The 21,280-nt window shown below is 61.2% G+C and carries 26 protein-coding genes and 1 pseudogene; 8 read left to right on the top strand and 19 right to left on the bottom strand.

Annotation, left to right across the window (positions count from 1 at the left end):
- From GQE99_RS12400 to GQE99_RS12385, 4 genes and pseudogenes are all read right to left on the bottom strand, one after another.
- Positions 1 to 106 (bottom strand): annotated as a pseudogene (locus GQE99_RS12400) (IS5/IS1182 family transposase); the annotation flags it as partial.
- Positions 107 to 260: 154 nt separating this feature from the next.
- A complete protein-coding gene (gene mscL / locus GQE99_RS12395; RefSeq protein WP_161351951.1) occupies positions 261 to 692 on the bottom strand; it encodes a large conductance mechanosensitive channel protein MscL in 432 nt (143 codons plus the stop codon).
- A 131-nt stretch (positions 693 to 823) separates the two neighbouring features.
- Entirely contained in the window at positions 824 to 1,171 is a 348-nt protein-coding gene (locus GQE99_RS12390; protein ID WP_161351950.1) for a hypothetical protein, read from the bottom strand.
- Between the two features lie 41 nt (positions 1,172 to 1,212).
- Complete coding sequence (locus GQE99_RS12385; protein WP_161351949.1) at positions 1,213 to 1,422, bottom strand: hypothetical protein; 210 nt, start codon at positions 1,420 to 1,422, stop codon at positions 1,213 to 1,215.
- A 98-nt stretch (positions 1,423 to 1,520) separates the two neighbouring features.
- On the opposite strand from GQE99_RS12385, the gene GQE99_RS12380 reads away from it, so the two are divergent.
- A complete protein-coding gene (locus GQE99_RS12380) occupies positions 1,521 to 1,937 on the top strand; it encodes a hypothetical protein (protein ID WP_161351948.1) in 417 nt (138 codons plus the stop codon).
- 133 nt (positions 1,938 to 2,070) lie between these two features.
- Here GQE99_RS12380 and GQE99_RS12375 read toward each other — a convergent pair whose 3' ends face one another.
- A complete protein-coding gene (locus GQE99_RS12375; RefSeq protein WP_161351947.1) occupies positions 2,071 to 2,544 on the bottom strand; it encodes a hypothetical protein in 474 nt (157 codons plus the stop codon).
- A gap of 468 nt (positions 2,545 to 3,012) precedes the next feature.
- Here GQE99_RS12375 and GQE99_RS12370 point away from each other — a divergent pair, with 468 nt between their 5' ends.
- Positions 3,013 to 3,573: a hypothetical protein gene (locus tag GQE99_RS12370; RefSeq protein ID WP_161351946.1), complete on the top strand. Its 561-nt coding sequence runs from the start codon at positions 3,013 to 3,015 to the stop codon at positions 3,571 to 3,573.
- A 337-nt stretch (positions 3,574 to 3,910) separates the two neighbouring features.
- Here GQE99_RS12370 and GQE99_RS12365 read toward each other — a convergent pair whose 3' ends face one another.
- Positions 3,911 to 4,297 carry a type II toxin-antitoxin system MqsA family antitoxin gene (locus tag GQE99_RS12365; RefSeq protein WP_328794097.1) on the bottom strand — a complete coding sequence of 129 codons (387 nt, stop codon included), beginning with the start codon at positions 4,295 to 4,297 and terminating at the stop codon, positions 3,911 to 3,913.
- A gap of 1,402 nt (positions 4,298 to 5,699) precedes the next feature.
- Positions 5,700 to 6,578, bottom strand: coding sequence for a hypothetical protein (locus GQE99_RS12360; RefSeq protein ID WP_161351944.1), 879 nt, complete (start codon positions 6,576 to 6,578; stop codon positions 5,700 to 5,702).
- Positions 6,579 to 6,857: 279 nt separating this feature from the next.
- Here GQE99_RS12360 and GQE99_RS12355 point away from each other — a divergent pair, with 279 nt between their 5' ends.
- The 3 genes from GQE99_RS12355 to GQE99_RS12345 all read left to right on the top strand — a co-directional run bounded on the left by GQE99_RS12355 (position 6,858) and on the right by GQE99_RS12345 (position 8,450).
- Positions 6,858 to 7,511: an MbcA/ParS/Xre antitoxin family protein gene (locus GQE99_RS12355; protein WP_202530791.1), complete on the top strand. Its 654-nt coding sequence runs from the start codon at positions 6,858 to 6,860 to the stop codon at positions 7,509 to 7,511.
- Between the two features lie 86 nt (positions 7,512 to 7,597).
- Positions 7,598 to 7,939, top strand: a complete 342-nt coding sequence (locus GQE99_RS12350) for a hypothetical protein (protein WP_161351943.1) — start codon at positions 7,598 to 7,600, stop codon at positions 7,937 to 7,939.
- Positions 7,926 to 8,450 (top strand): DUF6036 family nucleotidyltransferase, encoded by a 525-nt coding sequence (locus GQE99_RS12345; RefSeq protein ID WP_161351942.1) that lies wholly within the window; start codon positions 7,926 to 7,928, stop codon positions 8,448 to 8,450. The genes GQE99_RS12350 and GQE99_RS12345 overlap by 14 nt, the downstream gene beginning before the upstream one ends.
- Positions 8,451 to 8,659: 209 nt before the next feature.
- Here GQE99_RS12345 and GQE99_RS12340 read toward each other — a convergent pair whose 3' ends face one another.
- From GQE99_RS12340 to GQE99_RS12315, 6 genes are all read right to left on the bottom strand, one after another.
- The gene (locus GQE99_RS12340; protein ID WP_161351941.1) at positions 8,660 to 9,016 is read right to left on the bottom strand and encodes a hypothetical protein; all 357 of its coding nucleotides are present in this window, start codon (positions 9,014 to 9,016) and stop codon (positions 8,660 to 8,662) included.
- Between the two features lie 149 nt (positions 9,017 to 9,165).
- Positions 9,166 to 9,786 carry a hypothetical protein gene (locus GQE99_RS12335; protein WP_161351940.1) on the bottom strand — a complete coding sequence of 207 codons (621 nt, stop codon included), beginning with the start codon at positions 9,784 to 9,786 and terminating at the stop codon, positions 9,166 to 9,168.
- Complete coding sequence (locus GQE99_RS12330) at positions 9,725 to 9,952, bottom strand: hypothetical protein (RefSeq protein WP_161351939.1); 228 nt, start codon at positions 9,950 to 9,952, stop codon at positions 9,725 to 9,727. The genes GQE99_RS12335 and GQE99_RS12330 overlap by 62 nt, the downstream gene beginning before the upstream one ends.
- A gap of 158 nt (positions 9,953 to 10,110) precedes the next feature.
- On the bottom strand, positions 10,111 to 10,398 hold the full coding sequence (locus GQE99_RS12325; protein WP_161351938.1) for an HU family DNA-binding protein: 288 nt from the start codon (positions 10,396 to 10,398) through the stop codon (positions 10,111 to 10,113).
- A gap of 245 nt (positions 10,399 to 10,643) precedes the next feature.
- Positions 10,644 to 11,351, bottom strand: coding sequence for a hypothetical protein (locus GQE99_RS12320; protein ID WP_161351937.1), 708 nt, complete (start codon positions 11,349 to 11,351; stop codon positions 10,644 to 10,646).
- Between the two features lie 103 nt (positions 11,352 to 11,454).
- A complete protein-coding gene (locus tag GQE99_RS12315; RefSeq protein WP_161351936.1) occupies positions 11,455 to 11,697 on the bottom strand; it encodes a hypothetical protein in 243 nt (80 codons plus the stop codon).
- Positions 11,698 to 12,134: 437 nt separating this feature from the next.
- Here GQE99_RS12315 and GQE99_RS12310 point away from each other — a divergent pair, with 437 nt between their 5' ends.
- The gene (locus tag GQE99_RS12310; RefSeq protein WP_235917223.1) at positions 12,135 to 12,815 is read left to right on the top strand and encodes a nucleotidyl transferase AbiEii/AbiGii toxin family protein; all 681 of its coding nucleotides are present in this window, start codon (positions 12,135 to 12,137) and stop codon (positions 12,813 to 12,815) included.
- 182 nt (positions 12,816 to 12,997) lie between these two features.
- On the opposite strand, the gene GQE99_RS12305 is transcribed toward GQE99_RS12310, so the two are convergent.
- From GQE99_RS12305 to GQE99_RS12295, 3 genes are all read right to left on the bottom strand, one after another.
- Positions 12,998 to 14,401 (bottom strand): site-specific integrase, encoded by a 1,404-nt coding sequence (locus GQE99_RS12305; RefSeq protein ID WP_161351935.1) that lies wholly within the window; start codon positions 14,399 to 14,401, stop codon positions 12,998 to 13,000.
- Positions 14,398 to 16,278 (bottom strand): site-specific integrase, encoded by a 1,881-nt coding sequence (locus tag GQE99_RS12300; RefSeq protein WP_161351934.1) that lies wholly within the window; start codon positions 16,276 to 16,278, stop codon positions 14,398 to 14,400. Before GQE99_RS12300 ends, GQE99_RS12305 begins: the two co-directional genes overlap by 4 nt.
- Before the next feature lie 106 nt (positions 16,279 to 16,384).
- Complete coding sequence (locus GQE99_RS12295; RefSeq protein ID WP_161351933.1) at positions 16,385 to 16,822, bottom strand: helix-turn-helix domain-containing protein; 438 nt, start codon at positions 16,820 to 16,822, stop codon at positions 16,385 to 16,387.
- Positions 16,823 to 17,320: 498 nt separating this feature from the next.
- Between GQE99_RS12295 and GQE99_RS12290 the strand changes: the two genes are divergently transcribed.
- Together GQE99_RS12290 and GQE99_RS12285 are read left to right on the top strand one after the other, a co-directional pair.
- Positions 17,321 to 17,737, top strand: a complete 417-nt coding sequence (locus tag GQE99_RS12290; RefSeq protein WP_161351932.1) for a hypothetical protein — start codon at positions 17,321 to 17,323, stop codon at positions 17,735 to 17,737.
- Positions 17,738 to 17,895: 158 nt separating this feature from the next.
- On the top strand, positions 17,896 to 18,744 hold the full coding sequence (locus GQE99_RS12285) for a hypothetical protein (protein WP_161351931.1): 849 nt from the start codon (positions 17,896 to 17,898) through the stop codon (positions 18,742 to 18,744).
- Between the two features lie 143 nt (positions 18,745 to 18,887).
- On the opposite strand, the gene GQE99_RS12280 is transcribed toward GQE99_RS12285, so the two are convergent.
- From GQE99_RS12280 to GQE99_RS12270, 3 genes are all read right to left on the bottom strand, one after another.
- On the bottom strand, positions 18,888 to 19,352 hold the full coding sequence (locus tag GQE99_RS12280) for a hypothetical protein (protein ID WP_161351930.1): 465 nt from the start codon (positions 19,350 to 19,352) through the stop codon (positions 18,888 to 18,890).
- A gap of 206 nt (positions 19,353 to 19,558) precedes the next feature.
- Entirely contained in the window at positions 19,559 to 20,206 is a 648-nt protein-coding gene (locus tag GQE99_RS12275; RefSeq protein WP_161351929.1) for a hypothetical protein, read from the bottom strand.
- 158 nt (positions 20,207 to 20,364) lie between these two features.
- The gene (locus GQE99_RS12270) at positions 20,365 to 20,889 is read right to left on the bottom strand and encodes a hypothetical protein (protein ID WP_161351928.1); all 525 of its coding nucleotides are present in this window, start codon (positions 20,887 to 20,889) and stop codon (positions 20,365 to 20,367) included.
- Positions 20,890 to 21,280: the final 391 nt, after the last annotated feature.

Here is a 21,280-nt window from a genome sequence, read left to right as displayed (position 1 = left end):
CACTCAACACGCGCCGATCATCAACGCGCGGCTTGCCATGGGACTTCGGAAAGTACGGCTCCAGACGCGCCATCTGCGCATCGCTCAGCCAGAAGAGATCAGACATATCACCGCTCGGTTTTCGTGCGGTGAATCATGACCTTCGACTCAAATCAATGGGTCCTGAGCCTAGGACTGAGGCTAACGAGGTGAGCGCAACCTGTGCGAAATTACTCGGCTCCAGCCACGCAGGACCGAGTTCATGTCACAAACCGCAGCGCTCAGGTCTTTTTTAGCTCGTCCCTGATCTCGATCAGGATATCCAGTTGCGAAGGCCCAGTAGGCACCTCAGGCGCGACGTCCTGCGGCTTTTCCGCAATCGCCTTTACCCGGTTCACGTAACGCACGAGCATAAACACCACGAACGCAATGATCAGGAAGTTGATCACGGCCATAATGAACGACCCGTAGGCAAACACGGATACTCCTGCTTCACGCGCGGCCGCAAGGCTTGCACCCTCAGCGACTTCACCGGAGAGAACCGCGTAGTTATTCGTGAAATCGAGACCGCCCGTAAAAAGTCCGATGATAGGATTGATCAGGTCGGCCACCAACGAAGACACAATGGCGGTGAATGCCGCGCCGATGATGATGCCAACAGCCATATCCATGACATTGCCCTTGGCGATGAAGTCCTTGAATTCGCCTAGCATAAAGAGCCCTCCCTACTCTTCTTCTCTTGATTGACGTTATGTTCAGCCAGGCAACAAAGCTAGGAAAAAGGAGGTTTGGAGGCCATAAGAGGGCCTGAGTTGTCCGTGCTGACGGTGGACTGAGAAAACAGTCAGCTGGCGACGCGGCGTTCGATAAGGTCGACCAGCCCTTGGTACATCACGCCGTTACCCTGACGCTGCGCGAATGAGAGCGCACGTTCCCACCACTTGAGTTCATCTTTGGGGCACACCCTGCGGAGACGTTGTAGCACGCCAACTTCGACGGCTTCAAAGGGCCCTCTTGCGCCGCTCGTCGTTTTTCGTAGTTCGTCCAATGCTTCGCAGAGTTTCGGGTCGTGTCGAGACAAGGCGAAGATCATCAAGGCTAAAAGGTTCCTGCTTTCCTGGTCGAACTGCTCCACGACATCGAGGAACGCCTCTTTGTCATCGACCGTCAAATGCGCTTTGCCCTTTTTCATGGACCCCCGCTCTCCGGGATGCGGACCTAATGCTGGAAAGACTACCCAACCCCAGCATTGAGCCATCCGAGCGCCTGGGATTCGGTGTCGAAGTTCTCAACTTCTTCGACCTTTTGGCGCTCACCCTTCATCTCAACGTATTCTTCGCCTTTGTACTGAGCTTTCTCTGTCCCATCGGGATGATAGCTTAATTTCACCCAGACCTCACGAGCACCCTGCCTTCGGAGAAGTTCCCAATGTGCAGCGGTCATATCGAACCTCCTGACGATGTCAGTCCAATGGCAAAACGAATTATGTTCAATCTTTGTTCCAATTTGCCGACTAGGACCTGACCCTCGATCTCGCCGACATGCCGGCCCGGGTCGGTGTGAACGGCGACTCCTTCGTGGAGTTCGCCTCGCGCAAGGAGGAAGCACGCGCGCTCGAGGAGCTACTCTCCACGCTCGGCTTCGAACGCACGGGGCGCCATCGCATCAAGGCCGTGACACTCTGGAAGGAGGGCGACGTGCGCATGGTTGTGAACGAAGAGACGAAAGGGCGCGCTGGCGCCACCTTCAACGCGCGCGGCACCACGGTCTGCGACATCGGCCTTTGGGTGGAGGACGCCCAAGCCGTGACCGCGCTCGGCACCGAACCGTTTTCCCAGCCCACCGGGCCCAGCGAGCTCGACATCCCCGCGATCCGGGCCATACCGGCTTCGTCGTCCCAACGCGCCCTTCCGCATAAGAAGCGCCTGAAACGCGCCAAGGGCGTGCCGGCTGTGTAGGGTCGCGACCACATTTGCTATTCTATGTGCAAGTGGGAGCGAATGGCCCTGAATGCCGAGCATTCAGGGCCCTACGAGCAGTGTGGAAATTGCTGCGGTCGTGCAATCCGTGATCGTGCCCTGGGGACGGAGCTCAAGCCACGCCGGCGAGTTTTTGTGCTGCCGCGTGAAGCTCGAGGCGTTCATGCGCGCTGGCGTCTTGCGCGACCGGGGTCAGTGTGAATGCCGCGGCGAGCCTTTTCTCCGCGACAAGCGGGACTGCCAGCGTCTGCGCGGCGGTCAGCGTGACGCGACACATGCGCGGCGCCTTCGGGAACACCTGATCCCGTTCGCATGAGATGAGAAACCAGTCTTTCGCTCCGCGCTCCAGCACGCATTTTGTCGTCTGTGCGCTGTAACTGTAGCTCGAAGACGGGCCCTGGGGGCGGCAAGTGACGCGCGCCCCCGGCCAAGCGGATTTTGGAAGAATACCAGCGAGCTGCTCTTCGGCGGCCGTGGCGAACACACGCAGCGTATCAGCTGAGGTGACCGTGAAGGACTGAGCCCGACCGTTCGTCGCGGCCAGCGCGGCGTCGATCTTCGCGGTGTTGTTGAGGTTTTGACGCATGAGAATCTCCTATGTGACGTCGTGGTTTGCTTCATCACGAAGGATGTGGGTTCGCCTGTCCGAAGAGAGAAACCCAGACTCGGCGGCATGCCGAATGGCAGCGCGTGGATACGCGAATCCGGCGGAATGGCGGGCCATGCTGTCTCGCAGAACACATGAGCGCCCCACCCGGGATCCGTGGGGGCTTATGTTCCCTCACACCTTCAGGCAGCAGCGGATCGAAGAGCACCAGGCCAGATCGCGAAATCCCGGTGTCATTGATTTGCTCTGGGAATGCATTGCACCATTTCCCGCCGACCTGTGGTGACCTCCCCAGCGGGTGCGCGGCCTCACTGGCAAGGACCGAACCGGCAATCCGAGGTTTCGGTTTTTTGGATGCGGGAAGCTGGACCTACTTCCTTTTTGCCAGACGGCAAGCGCGCAAGAAGCCCCACTCCGGTCGAGGGGGCAGCGCAAGAGGAGAATTCTATGTCGAACACCGTTTCCATACCCACTTACGTGACCAGCGAGGTCCACGGGCGCAGTGTCCGCGAGGCGCTAGGAGTCTTGGTCCCGACCCCGGAGGCGGCCACAACGGGAGAAGTTTTCGCGATCGAAGAACGCGGGCGGATTTCGGAATGTGCCCTCTTCACGGCCGGCTACACTTACTGGCGTCGCGGAAAGAACAGCGACGCGGTCGTGCGTTTCAGCGACTTGCAGCAGAAAGAGAAAGAGCTCGTGGGTTCCTGTGTCGCATTCCTCGATGACGATTGGGAACAGCTCGAAGTATTCCCGTCCTGCGTTCTTCACGAGTTCGACGAGATGAATGGCCCCTACGTGAGGGTCACGTTTCCACAGTTCGTGTTCTTCGCGGCTCTCGAAGACGATGTGTATTCGCGGCCGTCCCCGATGCGCACGGATGTCCCGGTGCCCGGTTTCGTTCTCCTTGCGGAGGGACAGGAGGGTGCACTGAGCCCATCGCATGTCAGGTTTCTTGAGCAACACTTCGGCGTGTCTCCGCAGGGCCCAGCCCTTTACGCCAAATGTTGAACAGGAGGTGTTTCCCGGTCAGCTCCTGCCGACATCAAGAGTTTCTACGTGCCCGCCTTTTCGAAGCTTTCAGGGTTCCTGTGCGACAAAACGCGCGCTTCTTGCCAAGTCAGCGCTGGAGGCTGTCAGAAGACCTTGTTAGGTCGAACGACATCCAGGTTCGGGAACATTCATCTGCCAGATCTATTCCCCAAAGTAATCCGGGACGTGATGGGCACTCGGGACCTTCTTCCATTCGGCAGGCGAAGCGCGTCTATACCACGCATCGTGATGCCATCCATGGCACCGATCCCGTGCAGATCTTTCGCCATCTCGTGAGCGATACCAAGAGTGTGGCTCACCAGGTGGCGTTGCAATCACTGATTTCTTCGAGCCGCCTTGGGTCGGCCGCGAGCAAACGCAGTGCAGTGTCGGCTGATTTGCTCAGCAGTACATCGCCGCTCTCATACTTCTGAAATGCGTTGGGACCGCCGCCGATGTAATGCCCGGCATCTCTCTGAGAAAGACCAAGGGCCAAACGGATCTTCTTGATTTGCGTAGGCAGAAGCCGTCCGAGCTCTATTGCCTTCATCAAATTGATGGCGCGGTCAGATGCCTGCATATCCTTCTTGTCGAAAAGGCCGGTCTTGCCGATTGCGTCGTCCTCCGAGTACCAACCAGGCAGATCGAACACCATCGACTGCGACATGATAGACAGCCGCACGGACCGAACGCCGCGCGCCACAGTTGCACGTCGTTCAACGAGAAAGACCCATGAGCAACAAGGCTGAGGTCAGGACCATCGACGCTGCCCCCCTGGGTGGATGTGAGCTCACATGATTTCGTGTATCAGCTGTTTGGCACCATTATGGTGGACCATCAAGTAAGGTCGATTGAAATGAACCCGCTGGCAGAGAACTCAATCTTCTGTAATCATTGATCCGTTCGCCCATTCCGGCGCAAACCGATGTGAGTCCGAACGTCTCCTTGATTGCAGTCCAACACGGTTTGCGGACACGACAAAAAACGAAGGGCGGCGAGCTCGACGGGCGACATCCCGGCTGTCGTCGCCTGGGTTAGACCAAAGCCCAATAGGACCCTCGGCCAGGACATGATTGCCCTGCGACCTCGGCGAACAAATCCGCAAGCGCGCCGGCCGGCTCGATCTTTCGGGCTTTCCGCTCCGGCGCGGTATCCAAGCCCGAAGGCCCAGCATGATCGGGATGATACGTCCGGTTTCCGGGAGCTGCAGGTCCTTGTGAACCGGCTGGCTGGCACGAAGTGCGACGCCGTTGATAGCATCAACGAAAGAGTCGCGCTTCAAGTGGCCGTCATACACAGGACTGAGCGATTTTTTCGCTGTTCCCCTAAGGAGTCCATGAACGCTCCTGATCCGCCGGCATTTGGCCGAACGGATCAGGACTCTCGCCTNGCGACCGTTTCTTCTCAGCCGCCTGTGCGGCGGCTCATGCGAACCGTTGCCGGCTCAGAAAGAAGATGGGTCTCTTTGCCGGGGCGCAAAACTTTTTCTGTCCCCGGTCAGGAGCGATGCTCCGGACCCATCTCTCGGCCCCAGGCGAACCTGGGTCATCTGCCTATGCGGCGGCGTTCGACGATCTCCTTGTCGGCCTCGCCTCCGCCTACGCGGCGGCTCCTCGAGGACGCANGAACCGTTGCCGGCTCAGAAAGAAGATGGGTCTCTTTGCCGGGGCGCAAAAAACTCTTTCGTCCCCGGTCAGGAGCGGTGCTCCAGATCCATCTTCTCGGTTCCAGGCGAACCTGGGTCATCCGCCTATGCGGCGGCGTTCGACGATCTCCTTGTCGGCCCCGCCTCCGCCTACGCGGCGGCTCATGCGAACCGTTGCCGGCTCGAAGAGGAGATGGGGCTCTTTCCCGGGGCGCAAAAACTTTTTCTGTCCCCGGTCTGGAGCGATGCTCACGACCCATCTTCTCGGCCCAAGCGAACCTGGGTCATTCGCCCAAGCGGCGGCTCATGAGGGCCATTGCCGGCTCGAAAAGAAATTGGGTCTCTTTCCTGGCAGGCAAAAGACTATTGGCCCCAGAATATTGAGCTCGAGACGGTGCGACGTCTGCCGCGCAAAGAGCCTCATCGTCAAGGTATGTGCCAAGCGTTTCAGACATCTCACTCAAAAGGTATCTATGCATTGCCCGCGGGTTTCGACGCGATCGGTAGCACCGTGCTGTTCAGCGGCAGAGCAAACCCGTGTCATGCAGGCCGCGCCGTCGTAGCATGCGATGAGGTCGCCTTTTCCGATCGAGGGCACGGCGACCGCTTGCGACCGCGTCTCGTTGAAGTCGCAAAGCGCGAACGTCGCCCGTACGTCTTCGGATGCCGTGCCCGTTGCCCGAATGAAGTAGTTCGAAGAGGCAGAGAGCCCCTGTCGCTCGCCTGGGTCCGAGGGGATCTCGAGGAGCTTGCCGGCATGGGCGCCGACCCGACGGATTGCGAAATCGGCTTCTTCAGGGGTTCTTACGAACGCGAAGTCGGCATGCGTTGTCGTGGCTTTCCGGATCTCGCGCAGCTGCGTTCGTTTCTGCCAGACTTGAAAGACGGTGTTGAAGCGATGCACTGCGCCATCCTTCGTGAAGGGTTCGTCAGGCAGGTGGCATTCATGGATCAAGTGGAAGCGTGGATCGAGCTTTGCTTGCATCGACGCCTTGGCGTAGGACGCGGGCAGGATGAACGCGATGTAGTCCGCGAATATCGCTGCGTGGTTGAAGAACTTCCGGGCCAGATGACCGGCATGGCCGAACGGCGGATTTCCGACGACCGCGATGCTTTGGTCGCCGGCGGGTGGCTGCCAGGTCAGGAAATCTGCTTTGTGAATGCCCGGCGCGCGCGGCGCGAGATCCAGCGCGATCGTGCTATCCGGCAAGTGATCAAGAAAGGCGCCGCCACCGGCGGAGGGCTCGACGAAAAGGTCGACGTCATCGATCATGGCTGACAGTTCTGCGACAAGGTCACGGGCACGGGTGGGGGCGGTGAAGTAGTCGTCAATGGCCATTTTTTCTCCAGTCTTCAAGGGCTGGAGAGGAGGTCGGACCGTTTGATTTTTTCGGAAATGTTACGCGTAGAGATCACGAAACTGTCCCTCGCCACGGGCGCCAGGCAGGGTCGAAACGAACAATTGGGTGAGTTTTTTCCGGATCCTGCAAACCGGTCCTACGTCCCGAGAGACGGCGCTTGATCCCTTACCGCCCTTCCGCCGTCAGGGCTGTAGTTCAGGGCGTCGGCCCGCATCCGACCATTGGCCGCTCGCACACCTGACGCCCGGGTACGGTCAATGCCGAACGATCAGAAGAAAGAGGAACCCTATTTTCATATCTGCATTATCGCTGCACCTTCCAGCCAAGGCCGGGTCGAGGATGGGGCCGATTGCGCCATCATGCATTTGTTCGATACACTCAAGCTGGACCGGAGGCCCGAGATGACCATTCTTCAGCTGCCCGAGCAGGCCGGCGCCGAGCCCGTCTTGCAAACGATTGACGCCGAGGCGCGGCGCCGCGTGAGCGGCCCGGCCCTACGGACGTTCCTGATCATCGCCGATCGCTATGGCATTGCGCCGCAAGACCGCGCGGCGCTCCTGGGTGAGCCCTCGGCCTCGACTTACCGAAAGTGGGTGAGAAAGGCGCAAGCGAAGGAACCCCTGGCGCTGCCGCTCGACACGCTGACCCGGATTTCCGCCATTCTCGGTATTCACAAGGCCCTGGGCATCCTGTTCCCGAACGACGCCGAGGCAATGATTTGGCTCACGGGACCGCATCGCGGCGACGTCTTTGGCGGACAGGCCCCTCTCGAGACAATGCTCGAGGGCGGCTTCGACGGCATTCTGACTGTCCGGCGCTACCTCGACGGCTGGCGCAGCGGGTCGCGCGGCCATCCCGGCGAGGGAGCTCATTTCGAGCCGGTGCGCGAGACGGACCTCGTGTTCACGTGATGCGCCGTTCGCGCAGAAGCGCATGCACCGCCTGATCCACTCGACCGCTTCTTTTGTCGTCGTCTTGAGCTCGCTATATTTGCACCATGGACCTTTCTTCGCTGACATATGAAGATAAGCGCTCGTGGCATCTCAACGAGGCCGCGCTGGATCACGCTTGCCGCGATTGGAGCGCTGCGGCGAAGGTCATCAAGCACAACCTCGACGCGATGGGCGAGCACCACCGTATAGCACCCCACTATCTTCAGCGTTGTTATGATCTGCTCGCCCAGGGTCCGGTGGAGATGCGCGCCGCGTTCCTCGGCCTGACCGACGAAGGGCAAGTCCTTCGCTCAATCCATCCGTTTGCCGGGCTGCTCCCGGAGCGCGAGCGTCGCGAGATCTTGCAGCACACCAAACGGCCCGGACGTCTCGATGAGGCGGGCTGAGGTTGCTCATATCGTCCGCGCGGCGAAGGCGATCACCAGCGAGCGAGAGTTTGTCCTGATCGGCAGCCAGGCCGCACACCTGTCAATCGAGAATCTTCCACCGGAAATGTTGCAGTCGGGCGAGCTCGACATCTATCCGCTGCGACATCCGGATCTCGCAGACTTGCTCGATGGGGCGATTGGTGAAGGGTCGAGTTTTCATGCGACCCGTGGATACTATGCGCAAGGCGTGGGGCCCGAAACGGCAAAGCTGCCCGAGGGATGGAAGGACCGCGCAATCCGGGTATCGACGCCGCCGATGGACGGGGCCGTCGCGATCGCGCCCGAGATTCATGATCTCTGTGCCTCGAAGGCCGTGGCAAATCGGCCCAAGGATCGCGAATACATCGAAGCGGCCATCACCGCGAAGATCGTCGAGCCCATGATCCTGAACAAGCGCATCGGCCAGGTTGAAGGGGTCGATGCCGACGTGCTTGACGTCGTGCGAGGATGGCTGTCGAGCTTTGCCTGACCTATGGACCGGCCTCGGTAGACTTTATTACGCCAAGATGGACCCGGGGCAGACCGCGCCATTGCCGCTTCGCGCATAGCGGACATCCTCGCGAGCCTGTTCCAGGCAGTCGTGCGTCAGGACCGCTCTCCTTGGCAAAGGCCAACTATGACACAGGGTGGCAGGAGGCGGCTCAGGCCGCCCCTGCCCTCCTGCCGCGCCTTGGCCGGTCACGCCGAGTAGGCACAAACCAGCGGCCCTCGTGTGCCGACTTCACGCTGGAGTTCTTCCAGGAAGGATTGATAGGCCAGGAGCAGCACATCAGAGGGTGTGCGCCTCTCATCGAGGGAGCGGAGGTCCTCGAAAGCCTTCGGGTCGACCGGGCTATCCGCGATGCCTGCCCGGTAGAGGCGCAGCGCAAGCTTGCGCGATGCGACGTCCAGCGTCTCCTCGGTCACGAGAAAGTCGTCGTAGCCATCGTATGCGGGGCCGCCAATCTGGCTGTCGAACAGCTCGAACAGCGCACCGTGACCGTCCACAGAGTGGATTTCCTGGTGGTCGCGGTAGAAACCAAAATCAAGTCCCATGTCTTCTCTCCTCGGGGTTCTGTTCATTATGTCTGGAAGGGACTTCGGTCCGATCAAGACGCCGCCAAAACGAGAGGCGGCACTTTTTCCGATTTTTTTTGGGGGGGGCGATGCCGGACTGGTTGACCCATTGGGCACCGCCCTACCCGTCAGCGAAGCCGAGGCGCATGGCCTTTGTGCCCGTCGTCTTTCGAAACGACGCGAAGCGCCTGGGTCACGCTCGGCTTTTTCTCCGCCGGCCGCGGGTCCGCTTTGCACAGGACACCGGATGCCAGCATTTCGCGCAGAGCGGTGCCGAGGACCAGACGCAACGGGGCACCCCAATTCGGGTCGTCCTGGAAGCCGAAGCAACCGGCGATCTTAACGGCCAGTTCGAGCACCGAGATGACACGCGGGTCTTCGATCCGGACGGTCCCGGTGATACCCTTGTCCGACGACACTTCGACAACGAGGCCAGCGCTGCCAGACTGAATCTGGGCGAGCGGTGCACGTATATACACGACCGACCCGTTCTGGGTTGCCATCATCTCAAGCTCGGGGCCGGTTTCCTCCTCGCCTGCAACGCGGCACTCACCGACTTGCTCGGCCCAGTGCTGCAAGCACTGGAGGGCGTCGGACGCCAGGAAGTGGAGCCACGGGAGACCGACGGTATCCGGGCCGGTGCTGATGAGGGCCCCGGCGCGCGTCTGGTTGTCGCGCTTCGCGGCTTCAGCCGGACGATCGTCGTTGGCGAGGATACGGGCGGTGGCGGTATTGTCGTTCAGGAACATTGTTCTCTCCATTTTCAAGCACTGGAGAGAACGTTGGACCGTTTTCCTGGCACGGAAATTTTAACCTGTAGAAAAACGCTTCAACACGCGAAAACATCCCGTAAGGCATTGTTTTAGAAAGAGCAATTTCTTTTGAGATTTTTCCCTTCTCCTGCGTCTCGCCCATGATGAGGCTCCGGGGTGACACCGATGTCCGGTTGTCGGCTGTCGGCGCCGCAGTTCGGCTGCGCTCTATTGATCAGCACGTCCAGCGCGACGGTGTCGCCCGCCGCGCGCAAGGCGTGCCGGACGCCGCTGAGGCGCCCGGCGGTGTCTTGGTGGCGATCAGGCATTCACGCTGTCTTTGAGCGCCTTCGCGACCGTGACCATGACGGCCTTGTCGGCGTCCTTCTTGATCTGTTGGCCCGTCGCGGGATTGCGCACCATGCGCTCCGGGCGCTCACGGCAGTAGATCTTGCCGACACCGGGCAGAGTGACGGCGCCACCGGCGGATACTTCACGCGTGATTACCTCGACGAGGCTGTCGAGCACACTGTTCGCCGTTTTCTTGTCCGTATCCATCTCCTCCGCCAGGGTGGCGACGAGCTGGGACTTGGTCATTGGTTTCGTCATGGAGACCTCTGCTTGTTTTGTCCTGGCTCGTTTTGTGTCGGGAAACACGTGCAAAAAACAAGCAATTTTTGGGTCTTGCACGCGCGTGCGCGAAGTCACGTGAATGACCGACCCCGCCGAAATTATGTCGCGATCCGCTGGGAGGTTGGCTCAAGTTGGAGCTGACGTGGGGCGGGCCCGGTGTTCGCGTTTCACGATGATTTGGTCGAAAGGACGCGAGAGCGGCGCAACACCTCACGTTCCTGCTATTGAGCCGACCGCGCATGGCACCATTGATGCAGGCCAGGCCACAGGCCTGTCCTGCGTCTGGTTGACCCTTTCGGCCCCGCAGACCTCGTCAGCGAAGCCGAGGCGCATGGCCTTTGTGCCCGGCGTCTTCCGGTACGACGCGAAGCGCCGGAGTCTCGCTCGGGGTTTTTTTCCGCCGGCTGCAGGTCCGCTTTGCACACGACACCGGACGCCAGCAATTCGCGCAGAGCGGTACCGAGGACCAGACGCAACGGGGCACGCCAATTCGGATCGTCCTGCAGACCGAAGCCATCCGCGATCTTCATGGCCCGCTCGAGCAGCGTAACCACGCGCTCGTCGTCGATCCGAACGCTACCGGCATAACCATGCTCCGACGACACGAAGACGACGACGCTGTCTTCTCCGGGCTGGGGCTGGATCTGGATCAGCGGGACATGCATGCACACGGCCATCCCATTGTAGGTGGCCGTCATTTCGAGCTCGCGGGTGTATGAATCTTCGCCGACCACATGCCATTCACCGACCTGCTCGGACCAGTGTCGGAAGCACAGGATGGGATCGGATGCCAGGAAATGGACCCAAAGACGGCCGACCGTGTCCGGGCCGCCGGTGACGACGTCCATAGCCCCCGCCCAGGTCTCACCCGGCTGCTCAGCTTGGACGAAGTTGCGGGCGGTGGGGTTGTTATCGGTGTTCAGCGACATTGGTCTCTCCATTTCTAACACTGGAGAGAACGTCGGATCGTTTTCCTGGCACGGAAATTCTTGCAGGGAGAAAAACTCAAAAGATCCTGCAAGGCATTGTATTTTAGGTATTTATTTTCTGAATTTTTCTGCCCTCCGGCCCTTCGAGAACCTGACCCTCCGTCCAATGGGTTGGATCTGTCAGCTGCGCGAAGACTGATCCGACGGCCAATACATCCAGGCACTGACGCTCAATGTTGAAATCCTTCCCCCTGTTTGCCGCTATGGCGCCAACATTGCTTTTGACACCGAAGGTGAGCGCCAACCGGGCCAGCACCGACGCATGGCGCACCTTGGACGAGGTCACCTTGGAGCCCGTCTGGGATGGTGATCTGTTGCTTCTTTCAGGGTGATCCGGAGGCGTTTTCCACAGGTTGTGCCCACGCCTTCGACATTGACTTTAAGGGCGCTAGACATATATCTTCGAGCGTCAATGTCCAAGAAAGTGGATTGGGCAGGGAGATAAGAGATGACGCATGTTACGTCGCAGGTCCTCGGAACGGTGAACGCACCATATAGTGCGAACCTATCCGCTTGCCAGCTTGCCGACGTCATCTCGGACGTGGGGGCCGCGCAGTCTGCTGTGGGTCCGGCCTTCTCTTTCTTCTCCGAAGTCCCAACCGATCTCCAGACGGCCTTCGTGGCAGAAATGGGCCTCACCCAGGACAGAGTGCGGGGGGTCGCAAAGCACTTTCAGTCGCTTTGTCCGTTCCCGTTGGCGCTCGCTTCGTAAACCCCGACGTTTTGAACACGCCTTCACCCAGCCGGTGGTCTGAACTGTTCGACATCGCCGTGTCGATCATCAACCAGGCCAATCGGGATTATGATCTCGTCAGTGACTGGTCGTTCGGGGGCGGAACGGCCTTGATGCTGCAAATCGACCATCGCGAAAGCCACGATGTGGACCTATTCATCCGTGACCCGCAAGCGCTGGCTTATTTGAATCCCGAGACCCAGGGCTATGTCCTCGCGCTTGCGCCGGGCAGCTATGTCTCAGACGGCTCAGCGAGCCTGAAGATCGTATTCGACGGCGTTGGAGAGATCGACTTCATATGCTGCGAACCAACTCTCGACGGAGAGAGTGCGCTTTGGGATGTGCGGGGTGCCTGCGTCAAGCTTGAGACGCCAGCCGAGATCATCGCGAAGAAGGTATTCCACAGGGGTGCGCGCCTCCAGCCGCGTGACATGTTCGACATTGCGGCGGTCGCCCGTGTGAGGGGGGCGGAATATCTCGCGCGACCTCTGAGCGGCATGCCGGACAAGGTCGAGCTGGCTTTGAACGTTGCGACAGCCTACCGGTCGCAGCTGCTTCGGCCCGTCCTGTCCGGACTGAACGTGAAGCCCGGCTTCGAAGGTCTCCAAGAAACCGCGCGGGAGGAGACCGTGGACGTCCTGCGCATGGCAATGAACCTCGCTTGGCCATGACCCGGGCATCGCTACGCCTATCCTCAAAAGAGGAGAAGGGCGTAGATTGGCGTCGTCGCGCAATGCACTGGCCCTAACATTTCCTGTCAGAGTTCGGCCAATGCATGGCGATCTTTTTCAGCAGCGCGCCGTGCCGGACAGGTTCCGGGTCCGGCGCGCTGCGAGGGTTGAATCTGCGCGGCTCAATCGGCAAGCGTGCCGAGCAGCGCATCGAAGTTGCGCACGGCGGCGCTTTCGTCGAAATCGGACCGATAGACTCTCTGCGTGGTCCGGTTAGTGTGCCCCAGCAACTTTTGAAGGGCCCAGAGCGCGTCCGGCCGCGCCCTGCGAAGAAGATCGGCGATAAGCGTGCGCACGAGATGACCGTGGATGCCGAAGTCCCGGGCCAACCGCCGGTTGATATAGCCCTTGTCGACGACATGTTCCGAGAGCGTCAGCAGGTTCATGCCGTCGAGCTCATCCAGTCGTTGAGCCAACATCCAGTCTGGCCGGTCCCCGAGAATGAACCGGTCGATCAGCACGGACGTGCCGGGCCAGAGGCAGTCCAGTTCCTTCTTGTTACCGGTCTTGTTCTGCCGGAGCCCATGCTCCCAATCGCCGGAATCGAAACGTCGAAGGTCCACGCCGATGCGATATTCCCGCAGATCCCCCTGGCGATCCCCGGTATTCACGAGGAGGGCGTAGATCATGGCTTTCTGCCGCAACTTGAACGCCGCCGTCGAATGGCCCGGTAGGCCATCCGCTTTGGCACACGCCGCTTTGGCCTTTTGCAGGATGTCTGCCAGCGTGAATTTCTTGCGAAACTCTTTCAGCCGCGCCCATTTGCCCGGATCGGTGTCCACGGCTTCGCAATGAAGCGCCGAGATAAGATTGCCGATCGCCTCGAAGCTGTCCTCGTCGAACAGCCCCGCGCGCAGGAAAAACATCCGGACGCTGTCGAGGTAGTCGCGCGCGGTGCCGAAAGACACGTCGCGCTCCTCGTCGAGATAGTGCAGGAAACCCTCGTAGAGCTCGCCCGAGGGAGTCTCAGGAAGATCCACACCCCGGCTGGCCGCCCAGGCCCGGGCGCGGGCCAACATTCCGACGGCGGACACCACGGCACGCTTGGTTCTCGGCGCGAGCCGCTTCAGCCGCGTGCCATACGGCGATACGCTCCGGTCGAGCACGGGATGAGCCTCGCGCCATGCTGCGGGCCAGTCGTCCGGGGCCAGGCCCACACGACGGGTCGATCTTTCGATCTTGGGTTTCTTGTTGTAGCGCGTGTTCAGCCAGTGGTCCCATTCTTGCTTGACCGGGCGCGACGGGGCCAGTGGTACGTCCGGCGCAAACCGGCGCAACGCTGCGATGAGACAGCGAAACCGCGACCGCGACGTGCCGGCCGCTCGAAACACCTCCGCGGTCACCTGCTCCGGCGCCAAACCGGCCTTGTCCAGTTCGACAAAGAAGGCCTCCAGCGCGGCGGGCATGCCGCGCTGGGAAAACTCCTCTTGCCGTAGATGATCTTGCATCCGCGCCACCACGCCTGGGGGCACGTGCGGCATGCGCGCGGGCAACGCCCCTGCCCTTTGATCCCGGGTCTTGGTCATGCAGCTCTCCTTTTCAGAAAGGACTCGAGGGTCGGGTCGAGGGCCTCGAGCGCTTCGGCAAAAAGCTTCGCCGCTGCCGCGCCTTCGCCTCGGGCGTAGAATTTTTCCACCGTGGAAACCTTGTCGCACAGAAACGCCGCTACGGTCGCGTAGTCGCCCGGGTTGGCCGCGAGCCAGATCGTCGCCAGTACGTGGCGCATCAGATGCGGGTGCAGACCCGGAACGCCGAGCCGCTCGACGCATTTGTTCCACACTTTGTTGTAGGTATGGCGCGAAAGCAGCCCCTTGGGACCGGGCAAGAGGAGGACGTTCGCGTCGAAATCGATCTTGTGTTTCTCGCACCACTTCGGCAGCCCCTGATCGATCCATTGCTTTATGACGCGCCATTGGCGCTCGGGGATCTCGCCCGCGATCGGGTTACCGTTCTTGACCCGGCGACGGTCGATCTCGAGCCAGGGCGTGGCTTCGCGGAGCGGTTGCAGCAACTCGGCATCATCGCCATCGATGATGAGCTCGTGCACGTTTTTCGAGCGCACGGAGCGCGCGAGAAGTATCGCGAGCAAGCTCGCCCCCATGGACAGATGTAGCGCCGTCTCGCGCCCTCGCGGCTTGAAACTATCCCACGCGTCGAAGACCAGCTGGGCCTCCTCGGCCAACCGGCGGGGACCCGACACGATCGCGCGCGGCACGGCAGGATCGCGCTGAACGAGTTTCACGAACTGCTCCCGCTCTTTCGACATTTCCCGGCTCTGGTGGCTGTAGACGCGATCGAACCGCGCGCTATCCAGTTCGTGCACCACGTCCTCGGACCACCCGTTCCGTTCCGCGAGCACTTGAAGACGCGACAGCAGCCCGCCAGCGGAAGACGTCTTGGTCGGATTGAGCAGAACCTCGGACGCCTCGGCACGCGCGATGTAGTTGTCGACCGCGCGCTCGACGGTCTCGGGGGTGAAGAGGTCGCGGATATCTTCCAGGATATACGCGTCAGACCGATCGGGATAAGCGTGGCGCACCAACCAGCTCAGCGCATTCAGATGGTTCTTGCGCCCACTTTCCGGGTTCCCGACGCCGCGGCGACGGCCCTTGCGCCGGCCTGCATCCGACAGCTGCCCCTTGCCAAGCTTGCCGTTGAACCGGTCCGCGCGCCGCGTGCGATCCGGCGCGATCGCGCGGGTCACGGCCCGGTCGCGGGACGCGATGAAAGCTGGCGTGAAAAGCTTCCAGTCGAGCGGCGCGTCTCTGAGATGCGGGATTGGGCCGACCGGAACTTTGGGAAGAAGATTGGCAATCGCCGGATGCCGGTTCTGCTCGCGGACGAGGCGGTTGAACGCGGCGATGGCATTGCGAAACGACGTGGCCTTGTCCGCGCGGCACGCAATCAACGCCTGGCGGGCGGTTTCCGTCGTGAGCTCGGTCGGGTGCAGCTGACCGCAGTGCGACCGCAGGGTAGACATCGACACCGAAAACAGGTTCGGCAGGACGTGCTTGCCGTCTTCATCGAACGTGTTCTCGACGCGCTCAGCATATCCCACGATCTGATCCCACGCGCTGCGCTGATCAGAGACCGCGACGGGCGCCGCCACACTCTCTTGGGCACGGCGGATCGTCGACGCGACTTTCTTCACCCAGGTATCGAACGCCGCTGCCTGGTCTCCAGGCGTGGCGCCGCGGAATTCGCCGGCCCAGACGATGGCCTGCGCGCGGCGGACCCAGTCGTTCTCATCCGCGGGTATTTGCGACAGCCGCAGGCCTGTGAGCCGTTCCGCCTTCTCCAACGCGGCCTTGAGGGTCTTCGCGGATGCCTCGGAATAGATCGTGGGCAGCACATGCACGACGTCCTTCAGAGTCTTCAGACCGATCTGTTGTTCATTGCTCATCTTTTCATTTCCTTCTGTTGGATTTCATTCGAACGCCGGACCGTTCATTGCGAAAAAATGAATGGAACGGGGGGCGAAATATGGACCATAAACTTCGCCCCCCGTCTCATTCATCGGACGAATTACCCCCTGTTTTCATGGTTTTCCGGTTCACGAAGCGCCGCGCGCGCCAGGCGTCCACTTCCGCCGGCACGAAGAGATAGGCCCGCCCGGGACGCCGGCTCGGAAGGTCTCCCGAGCGGGCCGCCGACTTGATGTAGGATGGCGTGACGGAGCAAAGCCGCGCCGCCTCATAGACGTCGAGGAGACCGCTCTTGTAGGCCTCGACCATGTCCTCCGGCGGCGAGCCGCCTTCAAAGGCAAAGACCGCTTCCCAGGAGTAGCGCAGCTTCGAACCGTCGGTGACAGGGATGAGCCGGCCCCGCTGTTCGTGTCGCCAAAAGAAGGCGTCACTTGCCGAGCGCCAACGGCGCCTCAGAAACGCCCGATCGAGCAAGGCGTCTGTCAGAGGATTGCGATCGGGACTTTCGGATTCAGCGGTCAATTTCTCTGTCCATTCTCTTTGAGCAGAGTGGACAGAGGGAAGCCGCGGGGCGTTTTCAAATCGTCAGCAAAATTCCTGGGGGCTGTCCGTCAGGAGCCGGTGCGCGGCACCACACCCCCTCGGTGCTTCGGCGCGTCGATCGATGGCGCGGTTCGCGCCGCGCGGGATGTGCCGGCGGTCCGACCTCGACGACAAGCCAGACGGCCCGACTGGTGAGCCGTCACCGCTGCGCGCGGCGGACAATCGGGCGCGACCTTCGCGCACGCATCGGATGTGACCGGTCCGGTCAGCGGCCAGGTCACCGCGCCTTCACGCGGCGTCATCCAAAAAATCTGCCGCATCCGCCACTTTTCGTTTCCGGGCCCGGGAAACGAACCGAACTCCACTTTGTGGGCGGCACGACATGGCCGGTCACGCGAAACCGGAGCGGTCGACGGAAACCGTCAGCCGCTTCAACACGCCACGCCCTCGGGATCGAGGGCTATAAGGAGATCTTTGATGTTGAAGATACATACACGGGTGTTTCCCGCTGAGCCGACGCCGCTGGAGGACTTTCTGCCCCTCGTCATGACCGCCCTCGAGGCGAAAGGTCTCGTTCCGGCGAAAGCGCCTGACCTGCCTTTGCCGGACCACATCAACCGCGCGAATTTCGAGGCGCTCGTGTGCGAGAAGATTGGCGGTCAGTGGTCGGCGTTCATTTACTTCAAGAATGCTCCCGACGGTGCACCGAATTGCATCGGACTACCTCCGGAGATGTGTCAGGCCACCGCGATCGAGGCCTTCATGACGGCCGTCAAGTTTGTCTGCATTATCGCGACCGGCGACGATGAACTTCCGTTCTTCGCGGTGGGCGACATGCTGATGTTCGTCACCTATGGGCCAGCGCCCGCGGAAGCGGGCGGGGCGCGCGCATAGGCCGCGTGCCCGGTGCCGGCCGTCCACATGCTTCGAGTGACGCCCGCCGATGTCCCGGCGGGCGTCGCCCGATGCACGGCACGCCTTCGCGTCAATTCCGGCCTTCGGGTCGACCCACCCCTTCTTCACCTGAACAACAGCCACGAAAGGCAGATCACATGAACACTCACGTCATCCCGGCCTCCTTGCGCGCCTTCGAGGATGCCGCGTCAACCGCGCACGTGTCCGGTTATGGTATCTTCAGGCAACCCATCGGCGGTGCGCACAACGCCACCGTGTCGTACCATTCCGATCCCAACGCCGCTGAGCCCACGAAACGCGCCCTCCTGATGCAGAACGACGCCGGTTTTCTACGAACAAGCTTCCTGGATCAGCATCCCAGCGGGAGTAATATGTCCTACAGTACGGGCCCCGGCACGCCGGTCTCGATGACCAAGCGTTTCGAACGCTTCGTCCAGTATCTGAAAGACGACGAGGCTGCGGTGCGCGAGAGCGTCTTCATCGACTGCGTGCCGCGGTGCGCCGTTGAGGACTTGTCGCACGAACACCAGGCGCGGATCGCCGCATCGCTGTCCACGTTCGGCTTTTCGCCGGCGTTCAAGGCCCGTTTCGGATATGAATTGCTCGCCCTTGCGGAAGAGCACGCGAACGTCACCGAAATCGACGCACAGGCAAAACGCAAGGCGGCCGAGACAAGGCGCCGACGGGCCGAGTTCAAGACCGTTCCGGGTGGCGCACTGTTTCGAGTGCAAGGCAATTGGCGCTACACGTATGCGAGAAAACGTCCCGACGACGACGGTTCGATCGACATGTTCTACGGTAAGACTGGAACCGCATTTCCTGTCAAAGCGACAGGCAAGCTCCTGAATCAATTGGAGCTCGCAAGCTGCGATACGATCAAGGAATTCAAGTTCCTTTCTGCGCATGAGCGGATGCCCGGTCTTGCAGCCGCCGTCGAAGCCGCCCGCACATGCCCGCGGCTTGCAGCCGGGCCGTCCACGCATTGATCCCGGCACCGGGCGGCAGGGGATTGCCCGGAATGTCTGCCGCAGCGTCTCGCCGACGTGGTGGGCCGCACGGCGGGGTGCTCTCACACAAGCGATAACAAGGACCGCGCGGCCCATGAAGGGCCGCGCGGATTACGTTAGGCCTACGAGATGAACCGGGCTTCTGTCATGCTTGCCAGGATCCGGTCGTAGGCGCGCAGGGCATCCTTTTGCAGCTCGGCTGCATCAGAGCCCATGTTGCGCGAGAGGCATTGGCAGATCTCGACAAGCGCCGCGCCGATGAACACCGCCCCACCGAGATCCTTGGCCGGTTCCGGTTTCAAGTCCGCCACGGGATGGGTCGGGAACGAAAACGCGATCCGCGAGCAGCGCCACGTCACCAGATCGATGAGAAGCATGCGGAGCGCGCCTGTCGAGGGATGCCACGTCCCCGCGCGGACCTCTTCGAGCCAAGCGATGACCCGATCGCGCTGCGCGACGGCACCCGGCCCCGGAATCTTGGCAAGATCCGGTCCGTGGCGTTTCGCGATCCGCCGTAGTTCATCGACGAGCGCGTGCGTGGTAGCAACCCCGAGCGGGAGCTGGAGCGTGTTTTGTTCGGTATTCATGAAGTGTCCTTTCAGTTCAGAAACGACACGTCGAACGGGTTGGTCTGTCCGTCGAGCGCGTCATGACCGCTGCGCTCGACGGATGGATCCGACCTGGTCTCAATCCTTGTTATGCTTGCAGCGGTCCGACCGCGTCCATGGCGGTTTCTCGGATGCCCCGGACGCTTTGGCCGGCTGGCCTAAGGACCTGATAGTCGGCCCGCGATTCATATCAAGCGTCGAAGTCTCCGCCACTCGAGCCAGAGACGATGATCCGGGCAGCAAAATGGCTCCAATGACGGCGGCGTCTGCGGGCGCTCGTAGAAAATGGCGATGTCTTCGGCGGCTTCCGCGATGAGTTGATGCCCGAGTTCGGCGTCATATTCGTGCGACCAGAGAACGCCGCGCCGCGTCTCCAGGGTGAGGCGCGGCGGGCCGGCACTCTCGCCGCGCTCATCAAATGGGATGCAGAGCGCAAGGCAAAACTGTCTATTAGAGTATGACACTTCCACGAACCCAAGTTCTTGATCGCGAGGCGACAACCCCGCCCCCCGGAAGTCCCCAAATAATTCCCAGATTTCGTCCAGGGGGTCGTAGCGACATGTTTTGACGAGGTTCCCCATAATGGGGACCAATGCCTCCTCGAGAAAGCGCGCGAGCGGGCTGCGGCCCTGCGCAACAATCTCCCCAAGGTCATCGGAAAGCGTCGCGACGGCGTGCAAACACCGCGCGGTCTCGATCATCTCTTCCTCGGAGAGATGATCACTTGCGGATTGTAGGCCGCTGTCGAGCTCACCGGAATGCCCCCTGTAGAGCGTGGTGTAGTGTTCGAGTTCTGCGGCGGTGATGAGAAGCGGGCTGACTTGTTCGGACATGATGTCCTCCTGTTCTTGACGTGGTGCCGAGGACATGGGTTCGTTGACACCCCGCCAAAGGAAATTGCGCGATTTTGAGGAAATTTCTTCGTTGCTCCTGTCTGCCTGTCTTTCTGGCCGGCCTTGAGCAAGAAGAGTGGTCCGGTCGACCTGGGGCCTCAGACCGGGGACGCGGCGGATCCCGGGCGTCCAGCCTTGCGACCGACGGATTTCGACCGTCGCACCTCGACCTTGGGCCGGCCGAACAATGCGGCCCGACGCCGAATGGAGGCCGGGTGGATGCCTTCGCGCTCACGCGCCTGGCGCACCGCCCGGTCCTCTTCGCCGTCGATCTCGGCCAGGATCTCGTTCAAGCGGGTACGAAGGGTGACCGGCAAGTGACCGAGCGTGGCACGGTTGTCCACGGAGCGATCGAACCGATGGTCGGTGTGTCCGACGCGAATACGGCGGGCGCAGACAAACCGGGTCGGTTCATGAAGCCCGGCTTCGGAAAATTCGCGCTGGAGCTTGAGGTCGTGGCCACGGTTCGAGGCCGTCTGCGAGGTCGTGCCATACGCCAGCAGGACCTCCTGCTCATCGGCCTCGAGGACCAGGCAGGGTCGGGCGTATAGCCCCGGCCCCTCTTTGCAGGGAAAGTGAAAGCTCACGATGTCGCCGGCCTTGAACGGTTCTTGTCTCGTCATATGCGGAGTCCTCTCGGTGCGGTGGGTCTGATCGGTTTCAAACAAAAACCGACCAACCCACCGCCCCGGGGGTCTCCCTCAAAAGAACATGGAGCAAAGCCCGTCTTTGGCGGCCTCGCGACGGTGCGAAACGCGGCCGAGCATGTCGATACATTCATCCGCGCTGGAGGCAGCCTTGGGCTGGATCAACGAGGTCACGCCGGGCACGCGACATCGACATGGATGAAGGACCCCGAAGGCCCGGCATCGCTGATGCGGATGGATTTGAGCATGGCGATAGTCTCCTGTTCAGGGTCTGGCTTGGCGTCGTCGCGTGATCACAAGGCGAACGTAGGATCCTCACGGTCCGAACAGAAACGCCGCGGCCCCTTTTTCCGGTCACTGCCTGGGC

The organism is Maritimibacter harenae, from assembly GCF_009882975.1.
In the GTDB taxonomy this organism is placed as follows: Bacteria; Pseudomonadota; Alphaproteobacteria; order Rhodobacterales; family Rhodobacteraceae; genus Maritimibacter; species Maritimibacter harenae.
Note: the sequence above shows the minus strand (reverse complement) of the source record. Positions and strands in the feature narration are given on the sequence as shown.